The sequence below is a fragment of the Flavobacterium zhoui genome (assembly GCF_042787235.1).
GTDB lineage: Bacteria > Bacteroidota > Bacteroidia > Flavobacteriales > Flavobacteriaceae > Flavobacterium > Flavobacterium zhoui.
In genome coordinates this window covers 131,907-156,443 of record NZ_JBHZPY010000001.1, presented here as the reverse complement: position 1 = coordinate 156,443, position 24,537 = coordinate 131,907, and the positions used below count along the sequence as shown (strand labels likewise).

The 24,537-nt window shown below is 34.7% G+C and carries 20 protein-coding genes, 1 tRNA gene and 1 pseudogene; 7 read left to right on the top strand and 15 right to left on the bottom strand.

From position 1 onward, the window contains the following. Window positions 1-20: 20 nt before the first annotated feature. The 6 genes from accC to pdxA form a co-directional block, all read right to left on the bottom strand. On the bottom strand, window positions 21-1,367 hold the full coding sequence (accC, locus tag ACFX5F_RS00725) for an acetyl-CoA carboxylase biotin carboxylase subunit (protein WP_379848960.1): 1,347 nt from the start codon (window positions 1,365-1,367) through the stop codon (window positions 21-23). A gap of 93 nt (window positions 1,368-1,460) precedes the next feature. Beyond that, window positions 1,461-1,943 carry an acetyl-CoA carboxylase biotin carboxyl carrier protein gene (gene accB, locus ACFX5F_RS00720; protein WP_379848958.1) on the bottom strand — a complete coding sequence of 161 codons (483 nt, stop codon included), beginning with the start codon at window positions 1,941-1,943 and terminating at the stop codon, window positions 1,461-1,463. 23 nt (window positions 1,944-1,966) lie between these two features. Next, window positions 1,967-2,965 (bottom strand): beta-ketoacyl-ACP synthase III, encoded by a 999-nt coding sequence (locus ACFX5F_RS00715; RefSeq protein ID WP_379848956.1) that lies wholly within the window; start codon window positions 2,963-2,965, stop codon window positions 1,967-1,969. Between the two features lie 172 nt (window positions 2,966-3,137). Continuing rightward, the gene (gene rpmF, locus ACFX5F_RS00710; RefSeq protein ID WP_007137315.1) at window positions 3,138-3,332 is read right to left on the bottom strand and encodes a 50S ribosomal protein L32; all 195 of its coding nucleotides are present in this window, start codon (window positions 3,330-3,332) and stop codon (window positions 3,138-3,140) included. Between the two features lie 9 nt (window positions 3,333-3,341). After that, complete coding sequence (locus tag ACFX5F_RS00705; protein WP_379848954.1) at window positions 3,342-3,896, bottom strand: YceD family protein; 555 nt, start codon at window positions 3,894-3,896, stop codon at window positions 3,342-3,344. An 84-nt stretch (window positions 3,897-3,980) separates the two neighbouring features. Further along, window positions 3,981-5,030: a 4-hydroxythreonine-4-phosphate dehydrogenase PdxA gene (gene pdxA / locus ACFX5F_RS00700; RefSeq protein WP_379848952.1), complete on the bottom strand. Its 1,050-nt coding sequence runs from the start codon at window positions 5,028-5,030 to the stop codon at window positions 3,981-3,983. 58 nt (window positions 5,031-5,088) lie between these two features. Between pdxA and ACFX5F_RS00695 the strand changes: the two genes are divergently transcribed. Then, complete coding sequence (locus ACFX5F_RS00695; RefSeq protein ID WP_379848950.1) at window positions 5,089-5,676, top strand: riboflavin synthase; 588 nt, start codon at window positions 5,089-5,091, stop codon at window positions 5,674-5,676. 32 nt (window positions 5,677-5,708) lie between these two features. Here ACFX5F_RS00695 and ACFX5F_RS00690 read toward each other — a convergent pair whose 3' ends face one another. The 3 genes from ACFX5F_RS00690 to mce form a co-directional block, all read right to left on the bottom strand. After that, window positions 5,709-5,942: a hypothetical protein gene (locus tag ACFX5F_RS00690; protein ID WP_379848948.1), complete on the bottom strand. Its 234-nt coding sequence runs from the start codon at window positions 5,940-5,942 to the stop codon at window positions 5,709-5,711. A 193-nt stretch (window positions 5,943-6,135) separates the two neighbouring features. After that, window positions 6,136-6,209, bottom strand: a tRNA-Ile gene (locus ACFX5F_RS00685). A 137-nt stretch (window positions 6,210-6,346) separates the two neighbouring features. Continuing rightward, entirely contained in the window at window positions 6,347-6,748 is a 402-nt protein-coding gene (gene mce / locus ACFX5F_RS00680) for a methylmalonyl-CoA epimerase (protein WP_379848946.1), read from the bottom strand. 179 nt (window positions 6,749-6,927) lie between these two features. On the opposite strand from mce, the gene ACFX5F_RS00675 reads away from it, so the two are divergent. After that, a complete protein-coding gene (locus ACFX5F_RS00675; RefSeq protein WP_379848944.1) occupies window positions 6,928-8,577 on the top strand; it encodes an Ig-like domain-containing domain in 1,650 nt (549 codons plus the stop codon). A gap of 87 nt (window positions 8,578-8,664) precedes the next feature. Here the strand turns inward: ACFX5F_RS00675 and ACFX5F_RS00670 are convergent, their stop codons facing one another. The 5 genes from ACFX5F_RS00670 to ACFX5F_RS00650 form a co-directional block, all read right to left on the bottom strand. Then, the gene (locus tag ACFX5F_RS00670) at window positions 8,665-9,426 is read right to left on the bottom strand and encodes an amidohydrolase (protein ID WP_379848942.1); all 762 of its coding nucleotides are present in this window, start codon (window positions 9,424-9,426) and stop codon (window positions 8,665-8,667) included. A gap of 80 nt (window positions 9,427-9,506) precedes the next feature. Continuing rightward, the gene (locus ACFX5F_RS00665; protein WP_379848940.1) at window positions 9,507-10,253 is read right to left on the bottom strand and encodes a succinate dehydrogenase/fumarate reductase iron-sulfur subunit; all 747 of its coding nucleotides are present in this window, start codon (window positions 10,251-10,253) and stop codon (window positions 9,507-9,509) included. Window positions 10,254-10,339: 86 nt separating this feature from the next. Continuing rightward, window positions 10,340-12,340 carry a fumarate reductase/succinate dehydrogenase flavoprotein subunit gene (locus ACFX5F_RS00660; RefSeq protein ID WP_379848938.1) on the bottom strand — a complete coding sequence of 667 codons (2,001 nt, stop codon included), beginning with the start codon at window positions 12,338-12,340 and terminating at the stop codon, window positions 10,340-10,342. A 13-nt stretch (window positions 12,341-12,353) separates the two neighbouring features. Further along, window positions 12,354-13,019: a succinate dehydrogenase cytochrome b subunit gene (locus ACFX5F_RS00655; RefSeq protein ID WP_379848936.1), complete on the bottom strand. Its 666-nt coding sequence runs from the start codon at window positions 13,017-13,019 to the stop codon at window positions 12,354-12,356. A 458-nt stretch (window positions 13,020-13,477) separates the two neighbouring features. After that, a complete protein-coding gene (locus ACFX5F_RS00650) occupies window positions 13,478-14,959 on the bottom strand; it encodes a helix-turn-helix domain-containing protein (RefSeq protein WP_379848934.1) in 1,482 nt (493 codons plus the stop codon). Window positions 14,960-15,077: 118 nt separating this feature from the next. Here ACFX5F_RS00650 and aceB point away from each other — a divergent pair, with 118 nt between their 5' ends. From aceB to ACFX5F_RS00625, 5 genes and pseudogenes are all read left to right on the top strand, one after another. Beyond that, window positions 15,078-16,679, top strand: a complete 1,602-nt coding sequence (gene aceB, locus ACFX5F_RS00645) for a malate synthase A (RefSeq protein WP_379848932.1) — start codon at window positions 15,078-15,080, stop codon at window positions 16,677-16,679. Window positions 16,680-16,754: 75 nt separating this feature from the next. Further along, on the top strand, window positions 16,755-18,035 hold the full coding sequence (aceA, locus tag ACFX5F_RS00640) for an isocitrate lyase (protein WP_196851240.1): 1,281 nt from the start codon (window positions 16,755-16,757) through the stop codon (window positions 18,033-18,035). Between the two features lie 245 nt (window positions 18,036-18,280). Then, window positions 18,281-19,573 (top strand): aminopeptidase P family protein, encoded by a 1,293-nt coding sequence (locus ACFX5F_RS00635; protein WP_379848930.1) that lies wholly within the window; start codon window positions 18,281-18,283, stop codon window positions 19,571-19,573. Window positions 19,574-19,850: 277 nt separating this feature from the next. Next, window positions 19,851-20,637: pseudogene (locus ACFX5F_RS00630) on the top strand (TIGR00266 family protein). 328 nt (window positions 20,638-20,965) lie between these two features. Next, window positions 20,966-21,748 carry an alpha/beta fold hydrolase gene (locus tag ACFX5F_RS00625; RefSeq protein WP_379848928.1) on the top strand — a complete coding sequence of 261 codons (783 nt, stop codon included), beginning with the start codon at window positions 20,966-20,968 and terminating at the stop codon, window positions 21,746-21,748. Here the strand turns inward: ACFX5F_RS00625 and ACFX5F_RS00620 are convergent. Further along, window positions 21,745-24,510, bottom strand: coding sequence for a PD-(D/E)XK nuclease family protein (locus ACFX5F_RS00620; protein WP_379848926.1), 2,766 nt, complete (start codon window positions 24,508-24,510; stop codon window positions 21,745-21,747). The genes ACFX5F_RS00625 and ACFX5F_RS00620 overlap by 4 nt on opposite strands. Window positions 24,511-24,537 lie beyond the last annotated feature (27 nt).

The window sequence follows — 24,537 nt, the reverse complement described above, 5'->3', positions numbered from 1 at the left end:
TTTATATATACTATTATAAGCTATTCTGGATCGTTCATTTTGAAAGTGTCCATAAAAGCAGTTGTATAATTACCTGCTATATATCGAGGGTCATCCATCAACTGTCTGTGGAACGGAATAGTTGTTTTTATCCCTTCAATTACAAACTCGTCTAAGGCTCTTCTCATTTTAGAAATTGCTTCTTCTCTTGATTGTGCTGTAGTAATCAACTTAGCAATCATAGAATCATAATTTGGCGGAATAGTATACCCTGAATAAACGTGTGTATCTAATCGAACACCATGTCCACCTGGCATATGAAGTGTCGTAATTTTCCCTGGAGAAGGACGGAAATCATTATAAGGATCTTCCGCATTAATTCTACATTCGATGGCGTGCAATTGTGGTAAATAGTTTTTACCTGAAATAGGTATTCCTGCGGCAACCATAATTTGTTCCCGGATCAGGTCGTAATCGATAACTTGCTCCGTAATAGGATGCTCCACTTGAATACGTGTATTCATTTCCATGAAGTAAAAATTACGATTTTTATCAACCAAAAATTCTACTGTTCCAGCACCTTCATACTTAATATATTCGGCAGCTTTTACAGCAGCTTCTCCCATTTTTGTACGAAGTTCATCGGTCATGAATGGCGAAGGAGTTTCTTCAGTTAATTTTTGATGACGTCTTTGAACAGAACAGTCTCTTTCAGAAAGGTGACATGCTTTTCCATAAGAATCGCCTACAACCTGAATTTCAATATGACGGGGTTCTTCGATTAATTTTTCCAAATACATTCCATCATTTCCAAAAGCGGCAGCTGATTCCTGACGGGCATCTTCCCAAGCTTTCAATAGATCTTCTTCTTTCCAAACAGCTCGCATTCCTTTTCCACCACCACCAGCAGTGGCTTTCAACATTACCGGAAAACCAAAATCTCTTGACAGCTGTAAAGCCTGCTCGTATGATTCTAAAATCCCTACTGAACCTGGAACACAAGGAACACCCGCTTCAATCATGGTCGATTTTGCGGAAGCTTTATCACCCATTCTATCAATCATTTCAGGAGACGCTCCAATGAATTTGATACCATGTTCCTGACAAATTTTAGAAAACTTTGAATTTTCAGAAAGAAAACCATAACCTGGATGTATTGCATCTGCATTGGTAATTTCGGCAGCTGCAATAATATTTGACATTTTTAAATAAGACAAGTTACTTGGAGGCGGTCCTATACAAACTGCTTCGTCTGCAAACTTTACATGAAGACTTTCAGCATCGGCAGTAGAATAAACGGCTACTGTTTTGATACCCATTTCCTTGCATGTTCTAATTACGCGAAGCGCAATTTCTCCCCTATTTGCAATTAATATTTTTTTAAACATCTTTTTTTAAATTAAAAATTAAAAATTACGAATTAAGAATTAGAAAGCTACTGATAGGAGGTTTTTAATTCTTAATTTTTAATTCTTAATTGATTATGATGGATCTACTAAGAATAAAGGTTGGTCAAATTCTACTGGCGACATATCGTCAACCAATATTTTTACAATTTTACCAGATACTTCAGATTCAATTTCATTAAACAATTTCATAGCCTCAATAACACAAAGAACATCTCCTTTAGCTATGGTTTTACCTACTTCAACAAACATTGGTTTGTCTGGCGACGGTCTTCTATAGAAAGTTCCAATAATTGGAGATTTTATAGTGATGTAATGAGAATTTTCTACCACTGGAGCAACTTCTGCAACTGGAGCAGCGGCAACAATTTGTTGCGGTGCTACTGCTTGTTGAAGCGGAGTATGATTTGGCATTTGTTGTACATACGTAGTCTCCGTTACATTTCCTTCTAAAGTTGTTCTAATAGTGATTTTAACATCATCCATTTCCAATTTAACTTCTGCAACACCTGAATTAGCTACAAACTTGATTAAATTTTGAATTTCTTTTAAATCCATAATTGTTTATTTTTAGTTTAAATTTATTTTTTGTCGTAAGCCCATTTTAAATAAATGGATCCCCAAGTAAATCCTCCTCCAAAAGCTGCTAAAATAATTGTATCTCCTTTTTTGAATAAATGTTCAAAATCGCTGAGTACTAATGGTAAAGTCGCTGAGGTGGTATTCCCGTATTTTTCAATATTCATTAAAACTTTTGAGTCATCCAAATTCATTCTATTTGCGGTAGCATCAATAATACGTTTATTAGCTTGATGAGGAACTAGCCAATCTACATCTTCATTAGTAAGATTATTATTTTTCAAAATGATCTCACTCGCATCGGCCATATTAGTAACCGCATATTTGAAAACAGTTTTACCATCTTGAATAATATTGTGTCTATTCTCTTTTACTGTTTCAAAAGAGGCAGGATGAAGTGATCCACCGGCGTCAATTTTCAAAAAATCGCGTCCTACTCCATCACTACGTAAATACTCATCTTGAAGCCCTAATCCTTCGTAATTAGGTTCAAATAATACTGCCCCGGCACCATCCCCAAAAATAATACAGGTAGACCTGTCCGTATAATCAACGATAGAGGACATTTTGTCGGCTCCGATTAAAAGTACTTTTTTATAACGTCCTGATTGTATGTAAGCCGCAGCAGTAGACATTCCGAATAAAAAACTGGAACATGCTGCTTGTAAATCGTATGCAAATGCATTTGTTGCGCCTATTTGTGTCGCTACATATACTCCTGTTGATGCTACAGGCATATCAGGCGTAGCTGTTGCCATTATCAATAAATCTATTTCTAAAGGATCTATATTTGCCTTAGCTAATAAATCTTGTGCTGCTTTTATAGCCAGATAAGAAGTTCCTTTATCTTTATCTTTAAGAATTCTTCTTTCTTTTATTCCTGTACGAGAAGTGATCCACTCGTCATTTGTGTCAACCATTGTTTCTAGCACTTTGTTTGTAAGTACAAAGTCTGGAACATAGGCTCCAACAGCGGTAATTGCGGCCGTAATTGTATTCATTGTATTCGATTATTTCTTATCAAATGTTGCCACTTGAAAATTTTTTAAAAGACTTGAAAATTACAAAAAAAAATTCATTTGCATTGATTTGTAACCTCTTATTTAACGAAAATTATAGACAACAAAAAAACTCTCACATAGTGAGAGTTCTAATATCATTTACAAAAACATATTAAGCAACAGCTACAGATTTATCTATAACAACTTGCCCTCTGTAATACATTTTCCCTTCATGCCAGTAGGCTCTGTGATACAAGTGTGCTTCCCCAGTTATTGGGCAAGTAGCAATTTGTGCTACAGTAGCTTTGTAATGTGTTCTTCTCTTATCTCTTCTTGTTTTGGAGATTTTTCTCTTAGGATGCGCCATTTTACTATATTATTTATCCGTTAATAGTTGCTTTAATTTGTCCCAACGCGGGTCAATATTTTCTTCTTTTTGTATTTCTTTTTTATGCTCTTTTTTTTGTTCTTTTATTGTCAATTCCTTCAGTTTTGTCAAAGCTTCCGTATTTAAACTTCCATCTTTCACTCCTGGATGAACCCGCCTTAGAGGAACCGAGAGCACTACCATTTCATAAATAGACTGAGAAACATCTATTTCAAATTCGCCAAACGGTAAAATTAGCAAATCTTCATTGTCATTATTATACGTTTCACCAAAACGAATTATCAATTTCATCTTACCTTTTATTGGCAAATCAAAATCTTCGCTGGTAAGATCACAAGGCACATTTACAGTACCCGAGTGCTTGAAACTTAACTCCAGCATGTTGCTTTTCTTCTCTAAAACTACATTAACTTTGATATTTGAATTTTGAAATTCATCATAATCAAAGATTTCAAAGAACGCATTATTAATTTGAAATTCAAATTGGTGTTTGCCTAGCTTTAATCCTACGAAAGGAATTAAATATTCTTTTGTCTTGCTCATTTCAACAACAATTTACCCTAAACTTCGGGAGTGCAAAGATATAAAATTATTGCAAATCTAATAATCTTATTCACCTTTTTTTGTTTATAACTGTTTTTCTTTTGTTTTTAGCGGTTTCTCACTGATTTCCTTATATTGATTTCTAGAATTATAAATATCAATAGCCAGATAAACTGCTTCTTTAAACGAATTATAATCTGCTACGCCTTTTCCTGCAATGTCATAAGCAGTCCCGTGATCAGGAGATGTCCTAATTTTATTTAGTCCAGCCGTATAATTGACTCCTTTACCAAAAGACAATGTTTTAAAGGGGATTAAACCTTGATCATGGTAAGCAGCAATAATTGCATCATATTTTTCATATTGGCTACTACCAAAAAAACCATCAGCAGCAAAAGGACCGAATACCAATGTTCCCTTTTCAAATAATTTTTTCAATGCTGGCTTGATCACCAAATCATCTTCTTTACCAATGACTCCGCCATCACCACAATGCGGATTCAAACCTAAAACAGCAATTTTAGGTTTATTAATACTGAAATCTTGAATTAACGATTGCCTTACCGTTTCAATTTTCTTAATAATCAACTCTTCGGTTAGTTTTGATGCCACTTCGCTTACGGGAATATGGTCGGTCAACAGTCCGACTCTTAAATTATCCTGAACCATTAACATCAGCGCATTCCCCTCTAGCTCTTGATCTAAATAATCGGTATGGCCCGGAAACTTAAATGTTTCCGACTGGATGTTATATTTATTTATAGGCGCAGTGACTAACACATCAACAACACCTTCTTTTAAAGCATTAGTAGCCGCAACAAATGATTTTATAGCATATTGCCCAATTTTTTCATCGTTTGTTCCTGGATTCAAATCAACGCCTTCTTTCCAAAGATTAAAAACATTAATTTTCCCTATAACAATTTGATCCAATTTATCAATTCCATGCAGCATTGAAGTTGATTCAAAACTCTTTTTTACAAATGACATTATTTTCACATTCGCAAAAATAACCGGCGTACAAAGCTCTAACATTCGCGAATCTTCGAATGTTTTTAAAACAACTTCGCTTCCAATACCGTTTAAATCTCCAATTGAAATCCCAACGATTATATTTTCTGCTTTTTTCATCATGATCTAACGTTATTTATTGCTAATTTTGAAGTGCAAATTTAGTAAAATAAAACAAGAAATGTTTACAGGAATAATAGAAACCCTTGGCGTAATCCAAGAAATAAAAAAAGAGAAAGACAATATTCACGTTACAATAGATTCTTCTATTACCAGCGAACTTAAAATTGACCAAAGTGTTGCTCATAATGGAGTCTGTTTGACTGTTGTAGCTTTAAAAGACACTCTTTATACAGTAACGGCTATTGACGAAACAATTAAAAAAACGAATTTATCGTCTTGGAAAACAGGAGACAGTGTGAATCTTGAAAGAGCCATGAAGCTTGGAGACCGACTTGACGGTCATATCGTACAAGGTCATGTCGATCAAACAGGAACCTGCATTGCTACCGAAGAAACCAACGGAAGCTGGTCGTACACTTTTGAATACGATGAAAAACTAAACAACATTACGATTGAAAAAGGTTCAATCACTGTAAACGGTGTTAGCCTAACGGTCGTAAACTCAGAGAAGAATCAATTTAGTGTAGCCATTATTCCATATACTTACGAGCATACCAATTTTAAAACATTTAAAGTTGGCACAAAAATAAATCTTGAGTTCGATGTAATTGGAAAATATGTTTCCCGATTATATGGGAATAAATAACAAAACAATCTTATAAAAACAAAAGCTCCAATTTAAATTGGAGCTTTTGTTTTTAAACTATGACAGTAAATGACATAAAATCCAAAAAGCAATGCAATTATTATTAGTATAGAAATGTTTTCATCGATAGGAAGCCCTGGTGGTGGTGGTGGCCTGCGCCTACCTGCAATACCCGGAGTAGGAGGGCCACCATTACCTGCAATAGCACATAAGGTCCCAAGCAGGAAGGCAATAAAAAGATAAAATTTGTTTGGCAAAATATTCATAATTTCCAAAAATAGTAAATCAATCGTTTAAAAAAAGTAATCATAGCTATTTATTATCAATCTTCATTAAATTTAACAAAAAAAATCTATTTCTCCCCAAAACTATTTCTTATTATACAAAGATATGCATTTTGAATGCAGTCCTATTCAAAAAAAGAAACCCCTCAAAATACTAATTTTGAAGGGTTTTTCGTGGTCCCACCTGGGCTCGAACCAGGGACCACCTGATTATGAGTCAGGTGCTCTAACCAGCTGAGCTATAGGACCGGTTTAGAGTTTGCAATATTACTACTATTTTTCGTTTGCTCCAAATATTTTTTGCTTAGATTTTCAATTACCCCCAATATTTAAAACCATCTAACAGAAAACCATTGATTATTAGATTTCTAAACTTTACGATTAAATTATTTAATTTCTTGACACAACTCAATCAAAACACCATTTGTACTTTTAGGATGTAAAAAGGCAACTAATTTATTATCGGCTCCCTTTTTTGGTACTTCATTCAAAACAACAAAGCCCTCACTTTTCAGACGTACTATTTCCGATACGATATCCTCCACGTCAAAAGCAATATGATGTATTCCCTCTCCTTTTTTTTCTATAAATTTAGCAATAGGACTGTCCGGATTAGTAGCCGCCAAAAGTTCTATCTTGTTTGGCCCAACAGAAAAAAAAGAAGTACTTACCCCTTCACTTTCTACGTCTTCAAATTTATAGGCGGGAGCACCCAATAGCTTTTCGAAAATTAAATTCGAAACTTCTAAATTTTTAACCGCGATTCCTATGTGTTCAATTTTTTTCATTATCCTTCTATTTATCTAACATTACAAACTTTATATCGAGGTAAATTTACACATTAAAAGATAAAAAGAAAATACCGAATATTAAAAGTAAGTCCAATCAAATACCTACAATAAAACATTAAAAAGTTTCAATTCCATTAATTATAATTGTTATTTTGTAATTCTAATACAAATTTGATATGTTGAAAAACAATTTAAGATATATTTCCTTGTTATTACTCTTAGTAATGATAGGTTGTGCAAAAAGAGGAACCATAACCGGAGGTTCGAAAGATACGCTTGCACCCATTCTAAAAATGAGCTTTCCTAAGAATTTTAGCACCAATTTTAAAGGAAACGAAATAAAATTGGTCTTCGACGAAAACATCATATTAAAGAATTTAAACAAGCAATTGATCATTTCTCCACCAATGAAACAGGAGCCTTTGATTTTACCAACTACTGCCAGTAAGTTTATTACCATTCAAATAAAAGATACCCTTCAGCCTAATACCACATACAGTTTCAACTTTGGTCAAAGTATCTCTGACAATAATGAAGGAAACCCTTATAACCAGTTTAAATATGTATTCTCAACTGGCGACCACATTGATTCTCTTTCGCTTAATGGAAAAGTGAAGGATGCCTATGACAAAGAAGCAGAACCATTTGTATCTATAATGCTTTATGAGATAAATGACACTTTTAAAGACTCTGTAATATACTCTGATAATCCCAGATACATCACCAACACACTCGATAGCTTGAAAACTTTTAAATTAGAGAATTTAAAAGCAGGTAAATATCTTCTCGTGGCTATGAAAGATTACAACAACAACAATAAATTTAATCCAAAAAAAGACAAAATTGGGTTTAACAAACAATATATAACCATACCAAGTGACACGGTTTACGAACTGGAATTATTCAAAGAAGTTTTACAATTTAAAGCTTACAAGCCAAGTCAAGCATCCGGCAACAGATTAATCATGGGTTATGAAGGTATAGCAAATTCAGTAAATGAAAGACCTAAAATAATCTTAAAAAATAAAAATGACATACTTCCTTCTATTGTTACTCGCTTCCCAAAGAAAGATTCGCTGCAAATATGGTTTAAACCTTTAAAAACTGATTCATTAGCTTTAATGGTTAACAGGGACAAGTACCAAGAGGATTTTACATTTAAAATAAAAGAACAGAAAAAAGACACTCTAAATATTATTGCTATGCAAAATGGCGTTTTAAATTTTAGAGATCGATTAGCTTTTGAAACCGCTACACCATTAGTTAAATTTGATAATGCAAAAATTAAATTAGTCAATAAAGCGGGAACAGAAGTTCCTTTCACTTCTGAATACGACGAATTTAATCAAAAATTATACTTCGACTTCAAGAAAGAGCCTTCTGAAGAATATGCTTTTACAATTAATCCTGGTGCATTAACTGATTTTTTCGAAAAATCAAATGATACATTGACTTATAAGGCAATAACGAAAACTGCTGCAGAGTATGGAAATCTTAGCATTTCTTTACAAAATGTAAAACAATTTCCCGTCATCATTGAATTGACAAATCAAAAAGGAGAAGTTTTAGCCACTGAATACTCCGAAAAAAACACCACAATAGACTTTAATTTAATTGAACCCGCTTTATATTCTCTGCGAGCCATTTATGATGTGAATAAAAATAAGGAATGGGATTCAGGAAATTATTTAGAAAAACGCCAAGCCGAAGAAGTTATTTATTTCTCAAAAGAAATTGACGTTCGTGCAAATTGGGATGTAAACCAGATTTTTGATTTAAGTATTCCATATAGTCCGGAACCGAAAAAGAAAGTGGTAAAAAAGTAGGGATTTAAGAATTATGATTAACGATTATTGATTTCAGATTTCTTCATCCGCTGGAATCAAAAATCAGTAATCCTAAATATTTTATTCTTATATTTTAAAATTATCTCTATCATTAAGAAACCCTAATTTTTGTCTTGTCAAAATCATTTTTTGTTTGTCTAATTCGACCGAAAAAACAGCTTCAGACTCATTAGGTTCAGCTAAATATTCCCCAAGATAATCAACAACTTGTGAGTGTCCTGTATATTGATACCCATTATCGTCCTCGCCTATTCTATTAACACCAATCGCATAACTCATGTTTTCAATGGCACGCGCTTTAAGTAACGCATCCCAAGCATTTATTCTTATTTTTGGCCAACTCGCAACATAAATTAACAAATCATAATCTTCCGAATTTCGAGAAAATACAGGAAATCGCAAATCATAACATACTTGGAGGCAAATTTTCCAATTTAAATAATTGACGATAACTTTCTGCTTTCCGCTGGTGTACACTTTATCTTCCCCTGCTAAAGTAAATAAATGTTTCTTATCATAAAACTGAATTTCTCCTGACGGAAAAACAAATAACATCCTGTTATAGAAATTACTATTTTCTTTAATAACAACACTTCCCGTAATGGCGCTTTTTTTAGCTTTTGCCAATACTTTGAGCCAACTAATCGTTTCTCCCTGCATTGTTTCCGCTACGAGCTCTGGATTCATTGTAAAACCCGATGTAAACATTTCAGGAAGTACAATCAGATCCGTATTTTCAGAAATTGAATTTATTTTTTCTTCGAAATAGTTTCGGTTTTCTTTTGGACTTTCCCAAATTAAAGGCGATTGGATTAGGGTAACTTTCATTTTAAATCATTTTTATAAAGATAAAAAAAAACGCATTCAACTTTTACATTGAATGCGTTTATAATTTCACTTATTAGGTTTTATCCTTTCAAGCTTGCTGACATATATTCTCTGTTCATTCTGGCAATGTTTTCAAGAGAAATTCCTTTTGGACATTCTACTTCACAAGCTCCAGTATTGGTACAGTTACCAAAACCCTCAGCATCCATTTGGCTAACCATATTTAGAACTCTATCTGTAGCTTCAATTTTTCCTTGTGGCAATAAAGCATACTGAGACACTTTTGCAGCAACAAATAACATAGCCGATGAGTTTTTACAACTCGCAACACAAGCGCCACAACCAATACAAGCAGCTGCATCAAATGCATCGTCAGCATCTTTCTTGTTAACTGGAATCGTATTCGCATCAATTGTATTCCCTGATGTGTTTACAGATATAAATCCACCTGCATGTTGAATTCTGTCAAAAGAACTTCTATCAACAACTAAATCTTTAATTACTGGAAATGCTTTTGCTCTAAATGGCTCGATAAAAATCGTATCGCCATCCTTGAACATTCTCATGTGTAATTGACATGTTGTAACACCTTTGTCCGGTCCGTGAGCTTCGCCGTTGATATACAAAGAACACATTCCGCAAATTCCTTCACGACAATCGTGGTCAAAAGCAACAGGCTCATCCCCTTTCGTAATTAATTCTTCATTTAAAATGTCAAGCATTTCAAGGAATGACATGTCTGGTTCAATATGATCTATCGGATATTCGACAATTTTTCCTTCTGTAGCGGCATTTTTCTGACGCCATATTTTTAATGTAAGTTTCATATTTTTAGTTTGAAAGTCCTAAAGTCAAAAGTCGAAAGTCGATTGACATTGAGCCATTTGACTTTAAGACGTTAGACATTAGACTATTATTTATAACTTCTTTGAACTAATTTCACGTTGTCAAATACCAACGGCTCTTTATGCAAAACAGCTTCACTTGGTTTACCAGTGTATTCCCATGCAGCTACGTAGGCAAAATTCTCATCGTCACGTTGCGCTTCACCTTCTTCAGTTTGGTATTCTTCACGGAAATGTCCTCCACAAGATTCATTACGATGTAAAGCATCTTTAGCGAACAATTCTCCTAACTCAAGGAAATCAGCAACACGAGTCGCTTTTTCTAATTCTTGATTCAAGCCATTTGCATCTCCGGGAACTTTTACCTCTTTGTAAAATTGATCACGTAAAACGGCAATTTCTGCAATCGCTTCATTCAATCCTTTTGCGTTACGAGCCATTCCAACTTTGTCCCACATAATTTTCCCTAATTTCTTATGGAAATAATCAACAGAATGCGTTCCTTTATTGTTCATGAATCTTTCGATTTGCTCTTTCACCGCTTTTTCAGCTGCCGCAAATTCTGGCAAATCTGTAGATATGGTCCCCATTTTAATGTCTGGTGATAAATAATCACCAATCGTATATGGCAATACAAAATATCCATCAGCTAAACCTTGCATCAATGCTGATGCTCCAAGTCTGTTTGCTCCGTGATCAGAAAAATTAGATTCTCCAATTGAGAAACATCCTGGAATTGTCGTTTGTAAGTTATAATCAACCCATGTTCCACCCATTGTATAATGCACCGCAGGGTAAATCATCATTGGCGTTGAATATGGATTTTCATCAACTATTTTCTCATACATTTGAAACAAGTTACCATATTTATTCGCAACTACCTCTGTCCCTAATTTAATAACGAGAGCAGCGTCTTTTTCATCTAAATGCTTTATTTTAGCTTGGTCAACTCCATATCTTTGGATAGCTGCAGCAAAATCTAAATAAACAGCTTCACCTGTTTTATTTACTCCAAAACCTGCATCACATCTTTCTTTAGCAGCACGAGATGCAATATCTCTAGGTACTAAATTTCCAAAAGCTGGATACCTTCTTTCCAAGTAATAATCTCTATCAGCTTCAGATAAATCTGTTGGTTTCTTTTTACCTTCACGAATTGCTTTTGCATCTTCCAGTTTTGCTGGAACCCAGATACGTCCGTCATTACGCAATGATTCTGACATCAATGTCAGTTTCGATTGGTGATCTCCAGAAACTGGGATACACGTTGGGTGAATTTGTGTGTAGCAAGGATTTGCGAAGAATGCTCCTTTTTTGTGAATTTTCCAAGCTGCAGTAGCATTACTTCCCATTGCATTTGTAGAAAGGAAAAATACATTTCCATAACCACCCGAAGCAATAACAACTGCATGAGCTGAATGTCTTTCTATTTCACCAGTAACTAAGTTACGAGCGATAATCCCTCTCGCTTTTCCATTTACGATTACTAAATCAAGCATTTCGTGACGGTTGTGCATTTTTATTTTTCCACGACCTATCTGGCGGTTCATTGCCGAATATGCCCCTAGTAATAATTGTTGACCGGTCTGACCTTTTGCATAAAAAGTTCTTGAAACTAATGTTCCACCAAAAGAACGATTATCTAATAAACCTCCGTACTCACGTGCTAATGGCACACCTTGAGCAACACATTGGTCAATAATATTTCCTGACACTTCAGCAAGACGGTGAACGTTTGCTTCACGCGCACGGTAATCTCCCCCTTTTACAGTATCATAAAACAAACGAAAAACGGAATCTCCGTCACCTTGATAATTTTTGGCAGCATTGATTCCCCCTTGTGCAGCAATAGAGTGCGCACGACGTGGTGAATCCTGAAAGCAAAATGCTTTTACGTTATATCCTAATTCTGCCAATGTTGCAGCAGCAGAACCTCCAGCTAAACCTGTACCAACGACAATTATATCTAAATTACGTTTGTTAGCCGGGTTTACTAAATTAATATGATCTTTATAATTTGTCCATTTGTCCGAAATTGGACCGCTAGGAATTTTTGAATCTAATGCCATTTATAATTTAATATTAATGATTAAAATGATGAAATAATGCAATGAAAATAAAACCAAAAGGAACTACAATTGCAAAAGCATATCCCAATTTATGTAATGATCTTGAATATTTGTTGTTGAATCCTACTGATTGAAAAGAGGAATTGAAACCATGCCATAAGTGCAATGACAATAATAAAAAAGAAATACTGTATAAAGCCGTACGGACTGGACTTTCAAACTTTTCAGCTAATTCATGGAAATATCTAGTTTCATTTAATGGATTAACATCTACATATTTGTAAACCATTTCAGGAAACCAAAAATCATAAAAGTGTAATGCAATGAAAGCCAAAACAACTGAACCTGAAACAATCATGTTTCTTGAAGCCCAAGAAGAATTTGCAGCTCCGTTATTCTTTGCGTAAGAGATTGGTCTGGCGCTGCGGTTTTTGAAATCTAAAACAAAGCCCATAATAAAGTGAAAAACTACTCCAAAGATTAAAATTGGCTGGATAACGAATTGAACTAATGGATTATTTCCCATAAAATGGGATATTGAGTTGAATGTATCGGCACTAAAGACCGATGTCATATTGATAAAAAAATGCTGTGCTAGAAACAACATCAAAAAAAGTCCTGAAAGTGCCATAGCTACTTTTTTTGCTATTGACGATTTCAATAATGCAGATTTTGCCATAAGATTTATATAATTTGTTTTTAAAAATTCTACAAAAATAAAGCAATTAGTGATGAACTACAACCTTTTCGCTCTTATTTATAATGATTTTAAAGTGTTAAAGACACCCAAGCAACACCGCTTCTAAAACTAAGGCTTAATGCCCTAAAACAAAGCGTTTCCATTAAACAAATGTGAAAAATTGAGGATTCTGTTTTTATGGATGTAGCCTATAATTAAGATCAAATTATTGAATCCATAATTTTGACCGTTTTATATTTTACAATCCATAAAATAGTTCAAAAAAAAAACACTTTCTATGTTTAAAAAATTATGATTTAGTAATTCCGATTGATCTTTATTCACTAAATATTTAATCAGAAATAGGAATTAACTCAATCTCCTTTGGCGTTACAAACATACGCTGCTCGATAAAAACTTTGGCTAAAACCAAAAAACAATGAGCCTGAAAATAAAAATTAACTAAATTTAGCGATATACTGCTGCACTATCAAATCAGTATTTTCATTTCGGATTTTCTGCTCCAATTGAATTGGAGGAGAAGCTCTTTCCAGACAATTTTTAACAGCACAAGTTTCACATGTAACCCCTACAATTTGTTTTTGGATGGATTTGTTATCAATGAATTTGAATTTTTTCTTCACACTGGGCGTAATTAATATTCCCACAGAAATACTTCTAAAACAATCTTTTTTAAACGGATCCAATGTTGCTGAAGAAAATACCAAATACTCATTACTGCTGTTATCATAGCGAGAAATTTGTGCATCAAAAAAGTGACTTTTATTTTGTTTCATAGCATTCTCTATCGTCTTGATCGATACCCATCTTCGGCAATAATGCTCGTTCATTTCGTTAGCGTGCGGCTCTTGCTGATTAGTAATGTGCAATTCTTTTTTTATTTGGTATGTATCCGCCCCGATTTTATGTGACAATCGCAGGAAGAAGAGATTCTTTAACTGAAAATCCTTTGGTAGAATATTGGTCAATCTTTGATAAAAAGACTCAGGTGAAACATTGAATTTACCCATCAGCTGAATCATCTCCTGTGGCTTTGGATCCGTTTTCAACAAGAATGAATTCAACTCATCAATCAATTGTTGTCTAGGAATAAGCAATGCACCTGCAAAATAAGAAGCATAGAAATTATTAAGAACCTGATCGAAATTATCAAATTTTATCCAACTAAAGGTGAATAACCTTTCTGTAATTTCAAGGTAATTATAAGCGATTTCTTTGGCCAAAATAAATGCTTTTTGAGGCTCATCAATATCCAATGAAAGCAACAAGGTTTTACTTTTAGGAACAAATATCGACCTTAAATCCCCCAATTCTTCTTGTTCCGAAAAGACAATTTCTTGAATAGTGTAGCCATATTCTTCAATTAGTATAGCTGACAATTCCTCTATGGAAATTTTGGCATCAATATTTACATGAAAAGCCTTAGAGAATTGCAGTACTTTCTGTTCTAAATCTTCAAAATAATTATTATGCGCTTCCTGATACGATCGCAAGGCAGCTAAGAAAAAACTCTCGCGAGTTAAATTATAATGCTGGGCAATCTCAATAATAGTGCTTATAAACGCATTTACTTTTGCGGGAGCGTTAGCAATAATATCTATAAGATCATTTTCCTGAATTCCGAAAATCTCCAAAGGAATTTCTTTTAAGATACCCGATTTTAAAATTTCACCAATAGGCGCCAAATTATTATCCAGTTTTAAAGAAACCATATGATCGTAAGAAACATCCAGTTTTTCCGACAGAAGAATAATCTTATCCGTTTTTGGATATTTTTTTCCTTTCTCGATTTCGTTTAAGTACGATTTTGAAAGATCTGTAATTTTAGCCAAACCAAATAAAGATAAGTTCTTATTGGTACGGGCCTGCTTGAGTTTTAACCCAAAAATCAACTTGATATAATCCTTTTCTACATTCATAAATCAAAGATATGCTAAAAAATAAAAACGACAAAAAAATATTTTTTGCATTTTTAGCGTACGTTCGCTTGTTTTGTAAAAAACTTTTTGTACTATTGTCATGTAAAACGAATTAGCCATGATACACCAAAACGAAACAACCGAAAGATTACTTCAATTATCAACTGAAACGAATCACCATTATCCTGAAATATTGACGGATGAGGCCATTGATTTTTTAACAGATTTGCATCTGAAATTTAATAGCAAAAGACTTTCGTTATTAGAAGACCGAAAAAAACAACAGGTCCTATTTGACCAAGGAACATTACCAAGTTTTCCTGCCGAAACAAAAAGCGTCAGAGAAAGCAATTGGCAAGCCGGAAAAACTCCAAAAGATTTATTAGACAGAAGAGTGGAAATAACCGGTCCTGTTGATAGAAAGATGGTCATTAATGCACTTAATTCGGGAGCAAAAACTTTCATGGCCGATTTCGAAGATAGCACTTCACCAACATGGAGTAATTTGATGAGCGGACAACAAAACTTGAAAGATGCAGTAAACAGAACCATCACTTTAGAAGACACTAAAAAAAATAAAAAATACAGCCTAAATGAAAAGACGGCGGTTTTAATAGTTCGCCCTAGAGGATTGCATTTGCCGGAAAAAAATATTTTGATTGATGGCGAGCAAGCTTCAGGATCACTTATTGATTTTGGATTGTATGCTTTCCATAATTACAAACAGCTTATAGAAGATGGAACTGCTCCCTATTTTTATATTCCAAAATTGGAGCATTATTTAGAAGCAAGATGGTGGAATGAAGTTTTCGAGTTTACACAGGAATATTTGGGAGTGCCAAACGGAACATTCAAAGCAACTGTTTTAATCGAAACCATAACAGCCAGTTTTCAATTGGACGAAATCATTTTTGAACTAAAAGATCATATTGTTGGCCTTAATTGCGGAAGATGGGATTACATTTTTTCTTACATCAAAAAATTAAGAAATAACCCGGCTTTTATTGTTCCAAATAGAGATCAAGTAACAATGACTTCTCCATTTATGAGCGCATACTCGCAGCTAGTTATTCAAAGATGTCACAAACGTAATATTCATGCAATAGGCGGAATGGCCGCTCAAATTCCAATCAAAAACGATGATGAAGCGAACACAATTGCTTTCAATAAAGTAATCGCCGACAAAGAACGTGAGGTAAAGAACGGACATGACGGAACTTGGGTTGCGCATCCTGACTTGGTTTCATTAGCCATGACAGTTTTCGACAAATACATGCCAACAGAAAACCAAATTCATGTAAAAAGAGAAGATGTACACGTTAGCGAAAAAGATTTACTAGAAATTCCAAAAGGAACAATCACCGAAGAAGGAGTTCGAAAAAATATCAGCATTTCTATTTTGTATATCGCATCCTGGCTAAACGGACAAGGCGCCGCAGCATTACACCATTTAATGGAAGACGCTGCAACTGCTGAAATATCAAGATCACAATTGTGGCAATGGCTTAAAAACGAAGTAGTATTAGACAATCAAAAAGTATTAAACGAAAAATACTACCACCGAATGGCAATGGAAGAATTTGAAAAAATTAGAAAACATGTTGGAGATGAAAATCATGAAAAACAAAAATACAGATTGGCAGAACAACTATTAGACATCTTAGTGGTAAATGATAATTTCATCGAATTTTTGACCACTCTAGGATATAAATACATTTAAAATTCCAATATCAATTGCAATAAAATCAATATAAATAAAAAAACTATTAACAAACAACCATAAAAACGCAGAAAAATGAAAACAACAGAAACAAGAATTCAAGAATTAGTTGCAGACTGGATCACTAACCCAAGATGGAAAGGAGTAGAACGCCCTTATACTGCTGAGGAAGTTATCAAATTACAAGGGTCTTACATCATAGAACACAGCGTCGCAAAAATTGGAGCTAACAACCTATGGAATAAACTTAATTCTCAAGATTTTGTAGCTGGACTTGGTGCACTAACAGGCAATCAAGCAATTCAAGAAGTTGAAGCAGGTCTTGACGCAATCTATTTAAGCGGATGGCAAGTTGCCGCTGACGCAAATGTTGCAGGCGAAATGTACCCTGACCAATCTTTATACCCTGCAAACAGCGTTCCGTTGGTAGTAAAACGAATCAATAACGCACTTTTACGCGCCGATCAAATACAAGTTGTAAACGGAACGACCGATAAAAAACAATATTTAGTTCCTATAGTTGCTGACGCCGAAGCTGGTTTTGGAGGCAATCTAAATGCTTTCGAATTAATGAAATCTATGATTGAAGCTGGCGCTGCCGGTGTTCACTTTGAAGATCAATTGAGTTCTGCGAAAAAATGCGGTCACTTGGGCGGAAAAGTATTAGTTCCTACTCAAGAAGCAATCAACAAACTGATTGCTGCAAGATTAGCAGCTGACGTTATGGGAACGCCAACTTTAATTGTTGCTCGAACCGATGCTGATGCTGCCAATTTATTGACAAGCGACATCGATCCTAGAGACGCAAAATTCATTACAGGCGAGAAAACCGGAGAAGGATTTTTCTATGTAAATTGCGGAGTTGAACAAGGAATTGACAGAGGATTGAGCTACGCACCTTATGCTGATTTAATTTGGATGGAAACCAGCAATCCTGACTTGGCTTACGCCAAACAATTTGCAGATGCCATTCACAAAGAATTCCCAGGCAAAATGTTAGCATACAACTGCTCGCCATCGTTCAACTGGGCTGCAAAATTATCTGTTGCCGAAATGGAAACGTTCAGAGAAGATCTTGCCGCAATGGGTTATAAATTTCAATTCATCACATTAGCCGGATTCCATGCGCTAAACACCAGTATGTTCGAATTATCAAAAGCATACAAAGAAAGAGGAATGGCCGGTTATTCTGAATTACAGGAAAGAGAATTTGCTTTGCAAAAACATGGTTTCAAAGCCGTAAAACATCAAGGTTTCGTAGGAACATCTTACTTTGATGCCGTTCAAAATACGGTTACCACAGGAAAATCTTCAACAACAGCCATGAAAGATTCTACTGAAGTAGCGCAGTTTTAAGAAAACAAAATAGTTAAGAACACAAAATGTATTTGGTCTGAAAAACAAATTTCAACCTACTACGTTTTGTGTTTTTTTATATAATTTTGCCAAATTCGTAACTAAAATGATTTAAACTTACTATTTTTGAGTAATTAAAAGTTTAAACACAATTGATATGAAATAAGCATAAAGAGAAATGGCGTAAATACCAATAGTAGCTCTATGCGAATTACATTTGACAAAAAAAATATAAAATTCAACAAATGAAATACCATCAAATTGACCGTGACTTATTTATAAAAAATCGTGCTAAATTCACGGCTCAAATGAAGCCAAAAAGTGTAGCTATATTTAACTCCAACGATATTTATCCCGTTTCTGCAGACAGTACTTTGCCTTTTGCGCAACACCGAGATATATTTTATTTAAGCGGAGTCGATCAAGAAGAAAGTATTTTATTGCTTTTTCCTGATGCGCCTTACGAACACCAAAGAGAGATGTTATTCCTGAAAGAAACCAGCGAACACATTGCAATTTGGGAAGGTGAAAAACTGACTAAAGAGCGCGCTTTGGAAGTTTCTGGAATCAGAACTGTATATTGGCTGCCCGAATTTGAAAAAATTTTATTCGAAATGATGACACATTCCGATACAATTTACATCAATACGAATGAGCATTATCGTGCAACCGTAGAAACCGAAACCCGCGAAGCCCGTTTTGTAAAATGGTGGAAAGAGAAATACCCAGCTCATGCGGTCGCAAAAAGTAATCCTATATTACAACGCCTTCGTTCTGTAAAGGAAAGTGAAGAATTGGATTTAATCCAAAAAGCATGTGATATTACAGAACTTGGTTTTAGACGATTATTACCTTTCGTCAAACCCAACGTCACCGAATATGAAATTGAAGCCGAACTGATTCACGAATTCATTCGCAATCGTTCCAAAGGTTTTGCTTACACACCTATTATCGCTTCGGGAAACAATGCTAATGTGTTGCATTATATCGAAAACAACCAACAATGTTACGCTGGCGATTTGATTTTACTGGATGTTGCTGCCGAATATGCTAATTATTCCAGCGATATGACGCGTACCATTCCAGTTTCGGGAAAATTTACTAGCAGACAAAAAGACGTTTACAATGCTGTTTTGCGTGTAAAAAATGAAGCGACCAAAATGCTTGCTCCGGGAACACTTTGGAAACAATACCACATTGAAGTAGGGAAAATCATGACTTCTGAGTTGTTAGGTTTAGGACTAATCGACAAAGCTGATGTGCAAAACGAAAACCCAGACTGGCCAGCCTATAAAAAATATTTCATGCACGGAACCTCCCACCACATGGGATTGGACACGCACGATTACGGAATTTTAACAGAACCTATGCAAGCTAACATGGTTTTCACGGTAGAACCGGGAATCTATATTCCAGCTGAAGGTTTCGGAATTCGATTAGAGGATAATATAATTGTTCAGGAAAGCGGCGAACCCTTCAACATGATGCGCAATATTCCAATTGAAGTAGACGAAATTGAAACCTTGATGAACGCATAAAAATTTTAGATTACAAATAACAAATCGGTTTACAGCAATGTGAACCGATTTTTTTTGGGCGCAACCCAACCTCCGTAAACTCCGGCTGCGTCGGGCTATCCGCTAGAAGTCCTCGTCTCGTCCAAAAAGACGAGACTGTGGGCTTTCCGCTGCTATCCCTTGCGCGCTTCAACGAGAAAAGTTATAACTCCAAAATATCAATTCCAAAATTCATCTTAAATCTCTAACTTTATATTCAAGCTTCCGACTTATTTAAAAAACTTTAAGTACAGAAATCATGCAAGCACACGAAATAGATTACCACATATATGGCGAGGAAATGCAATATGTAGAAATAGAATTAGATCCACAGGAAATCGTAATTGCCGAAGCCGGAAGCTTTGTGATGATGGACAACAATATCCAAATGGAAACCATTTTTGGAGATGGTTCAGAACAACAATCTGGATTGTTTGGCAAACTTCTGAATGCCGGAAAAAGAGTTCTTACAAGCGAAAGTCTGTTTATGACTGAATTCATCAATCAAAACAATAGTAAAAGCAAAGTTTCCTTTGCATCGCCTTATCCTGGGAAAATAATTCCAATAGACTTGACGCAATTTGGAGGAAAATTCATTTGCCAGAAAGATGCTTTCCTTTGCGCTGCCAAAGGCGTTTCTATAGGAATTGAATTCTCTAAAAAACTCGGACGTGGATTGTTTGGTGGCGAAGGATTCATCATGCAAAAAATTGACGGCGACGGTCTGGCGTTTGTAAATACCGGAGGAACATTGGCCAAAAAAGAATTAGCAGCTGGCGAAATTCTAAAAGTACACACCGGCTGCATTGTAGGTTTCACCAAAGATGTGGATTATGACATTGAGTTTATTGGTGGCATCAAGAATTCCATTTTTGGTGGCGAAGGCTTATTTTATGCCACGCTTTGCGGTCCGGGGACGGTTTATTTGCAACCCTTGCCTTTCAGCCGACTAACGGATCGAATCATCGCATCTGCACCAAAAGCGGGAGGAAGGCAGTTTATTGGGCGGATTAGGAAGTCTTCTTGACGGGGATAATCGATTTTAGTCTGTAAAGCATTACTTCTAGCTGTCATCCCGACAAAGGAGGGATCTCATTATAAAAGTAAAGGATGTGATTTCTCCTTCGTCGAAATGACAAAATAATAACGGCTTTCAGGAATGGAAGTCGTTTTTTATTTCAACCATGTACGAAATAATGGTAATTCTTATATAAACTTCTATTTCTTATATGGTTAAAAACACATTTTGCTTAATAATTCTCTTAAACGAATTTTAGTGTTTTTCGTTTAATTCCTGTCCACCATTTTAAACGGCTAATATAATGGATAATCATAAAAAAATAAAATGTTACTTTTGTACTTTAAACCCTTACTTTGAAACAAATTCTCTTTAAAAACACCAACATCTCCTATTCCGATACTGGGAAAGGCGCCGCTATTGTTCTGCTTCATGGTTTTCTGGAAAACAAAACGATGTGGGAATTTTACATTCCAGAGTTGGCTAAAAAAAATCGGGTAATTGCTATCGATTTATTGGGTCATGGCGAAACAGAATGTTTAGGATATGTGCAAACGATGGAGGAAAATGCAGATGCAGTTCACCAAGTTCTATCAGCATTGCGCATTCGTAAGGCCATTTTTGTTGGACATTCTATGGGTGGTTATGTCGCTTTGGCTTTCGCAGAATTGTATCCTGAAAAGTTAAAAGGATTAGTTTTATTGAATTCAACTGCAAAAGGAGATAGTGAAGAACGAAAAATAAATCGCGATCGAGCCATTAAAGCGGTAAAGCAATCTTTTATAAATTTTGTGTCGTTATCCATTACTAACTTATTTAGCGAAGATAACAGAGAAAGACTTTCATCACAAATAGAAAGTGTAAAAATCAAAGCTTTAAAAACACCGCTTCAAGGAATTGTAGCTTCATTGGAAGGAATGAAAATCAGAAAAGATCGAGAAGTTTTATTGCACCTTACGCCTTATCCAAAAATGCTAATTCTTGGAAAAAAAGATCCTGTTTTAAATTACCCAGAAACCAAAGAACAAATAGAAAACACCGAAGTTAAACTCGTTACTTTTCCAGACGGTCACATGAGCCACATTGAAAACCAAGAAGAATTATTGAGAGTATTGTTGTTGTTTTTTAAAAGAATTTAAATTATTTTCTCTTGAAAGGGAATAGTCACATCTAAAATTTCATTCAACAACAAGACAATTTGTTCCAAATAATTGGATAAAACCTCCTCGTTTATAATTGAATTCATTTCTTTTGCTTCTTTAAAAGCAAACGGAAGAAATCCTCCTTTTAAATTCTTAAAGGAAATAATCCCTGCTTCTATCGGCTTTCCTTTCGCCTCCTGCTCATACATATACGCATACGCCAAAACCTGTATAATTTTATCACTTTTGATGTCTTCTGTTAAACCTTTCCAGGTTTTAAGAATAACATTTGCTTTATCAACTTTACCCGTTTTATAATCGATAATTCGGATCGTTCCGTTGTGTTCTTCGATTCTGTCAACATTTCCTTTTATCAATACCGGAAAAGGCAAGCTAGGGTGAGACAATGTTCTTTCAAAAGTTTTTTCTAGAGCTAAGATTTTAATTGCATCGCCATTTTTAATACTTTCCAATTCCACTTTGAGGAAATTAGAAACATTGCGTTTCGCAACTTCAAAAGCCAAAAGATTGCGTCCTTTTTTAATTTCACCTTCTTTATAAACCAATTTGAACTGTTTCAAGACTTCAGCGTCTATTTGTTTGAAACAGTTTAAAATATCACTTTCCGAAATAAATTTACCAATGAATGGTTCGTATAAAACTTTCAAAGTTTCATGTATAATGGTTCCCAAAGTATTCAAAGCTATGTTTTCTTCGACTTCTTCAACTTCGCTGATGCGCAATATCTTTTGGAAATAAAACTGAATCGGATTACGGATATAACTCGTCAGTGCCGATGGTGAAAACCCCTTCTCAGCAATTTCCTTCAATCGCACCATCACACTTTCAGACTTTGGAATTACCATTGGTTGATATGCAGTTTCAGGCAAAACAGCATTGTAAATTTCGTGCGTTAATGTATGATTTTTTTGCTTTTCAACTTCCAGTTGGGTGATGAATCTACTTTTTTCACCCGCATCCAATCCTTCGCTTTCCGTATTATAAAGCAGATAAATAGTTGAGGCCCGTTGCAACAAGTGATAAAAATGATAGGTATAAATAGCATCTTTCTCTTTGAAAGTTGGCAGGCCCAATTCTCTTTTCACATCATAGGGAATAAAAGAATTTTGGGATTTCCCGGCAGGAAATTTCCCTTCATTCATTGAAGTAACAATAACAGTGTCAAAATCCAATACACGACTTTCCAATACACCCATAATTTGCAAACCATTCAAAGGTTCTCCTTCAAAAGAAACCTCAGCTAAATCAATTACTTGTTTGTAAATAGCATAAAGCGTTTCAATTTTATCGATGTGTTTGTGTTGAGAATAATAATTGATCAGTTTATTAATTGTTTTAAAAATAGCAAAGACAAAAGCTTTGGTAATTTTTTCTTCCTCGTTATCATTACTCAAATTTTCTTTTATTCTTTGTAACAGTTTAGAAATAGTCTCTAATACTGGAATGGAGCCATTTTCCCATTTTTTAAACAGCAATAAAAATAAATCAGTTGGATCTGAATGGAGTTCAAGCAGCTTTTTATGAGTAATAAAAGTATAATTATTTTTATTAATTGTATTGACTAACGTACTGGTTTTCGCATAAGGCTCCACTAAAGGATGCGTTAAAATGTCGAGTACATCTTTATAATACAAAACATAATCTTTCGCATTTCTGGACAAAGCATTCGTATGCATTTTGAACAATTTAGCAATCAAAATCTGAGCTGGATTATTTTTACTTGAATAGCCCATGGTTATATTTAAGGCTCCTACACTTGATGGCAAAGAATACAAAAGTGGAACCAATAAATTTTCCTCGCCCAGAACAACCGCTACTTTATCTAATGACGCAGCGGGATTATCATTTATAATATTTTCTATAATGCTTCCGGTGATTTTAGCTTGACCAATTGACTTTGGCGTGCCTATAACATGAATGTTTTTAGTTTGCGAAAAATCATTTACAATCCATTCAAAAGGATTCGATTTATAATACTTCCAGCTTTCCTTAAAACGTCTTACAAACAATCCTGCGTCATGATACGGGTCATTTAGAAAGGTTTGGTCAACATCCCAATATATCTTGGCGCAATCCGAAGCGATTAAATGTTGTATAATTTTTTCTTCGGCGGCATTCAAAGCATTAAATCCAGCAAAAACAAAATGTTTATTTGAAATTGAATTAGAGAAATGGCTTAAGTTATTTACGGCCTCGCGATAAATCAGACCTTGATAACCAATTCCTTTATTCAATAAATGACAGTAAAGTGATTGATAATAGTTAGGCAGTAATTTCCAAAAATCAATATATTTCTCCAATAATGCGGTCTTGTTTTCCACTTCAATTCCCCACTTTTTTATATCTTCAATGTCTTTCAGATAAGACAAAACATAAGCGGCATCAAGTAAATACCGATCGATTTCATTAAAATCCTGCAACAATGTTTTTGCCCAATTTGCAAAAAGCTCAAACGACTGTTGATTTGATTTTTCGGTAATTGACAAATAGACTTCATAAAACTCAAACAACAATTCGATTGGATCTATGGATCGAATACTGGAAATATCCTGAATAAAATCTTCAACACTAATAATTTCTGGTGAAAGTATGTTAGTTGAAACTTTATTCTTTAGAGCTTCTATCAAAAATATTTTGGCTCGTTTGTTTGGCAATACAACTATCACATCGGAAAGTTTATCTGAATAATTTTCAATTAAAACGGTGGCTATTTTATCTAAAAAAGGAGTATTTGTCATTTTATAAAAATAAAAAAAACGCCCCGA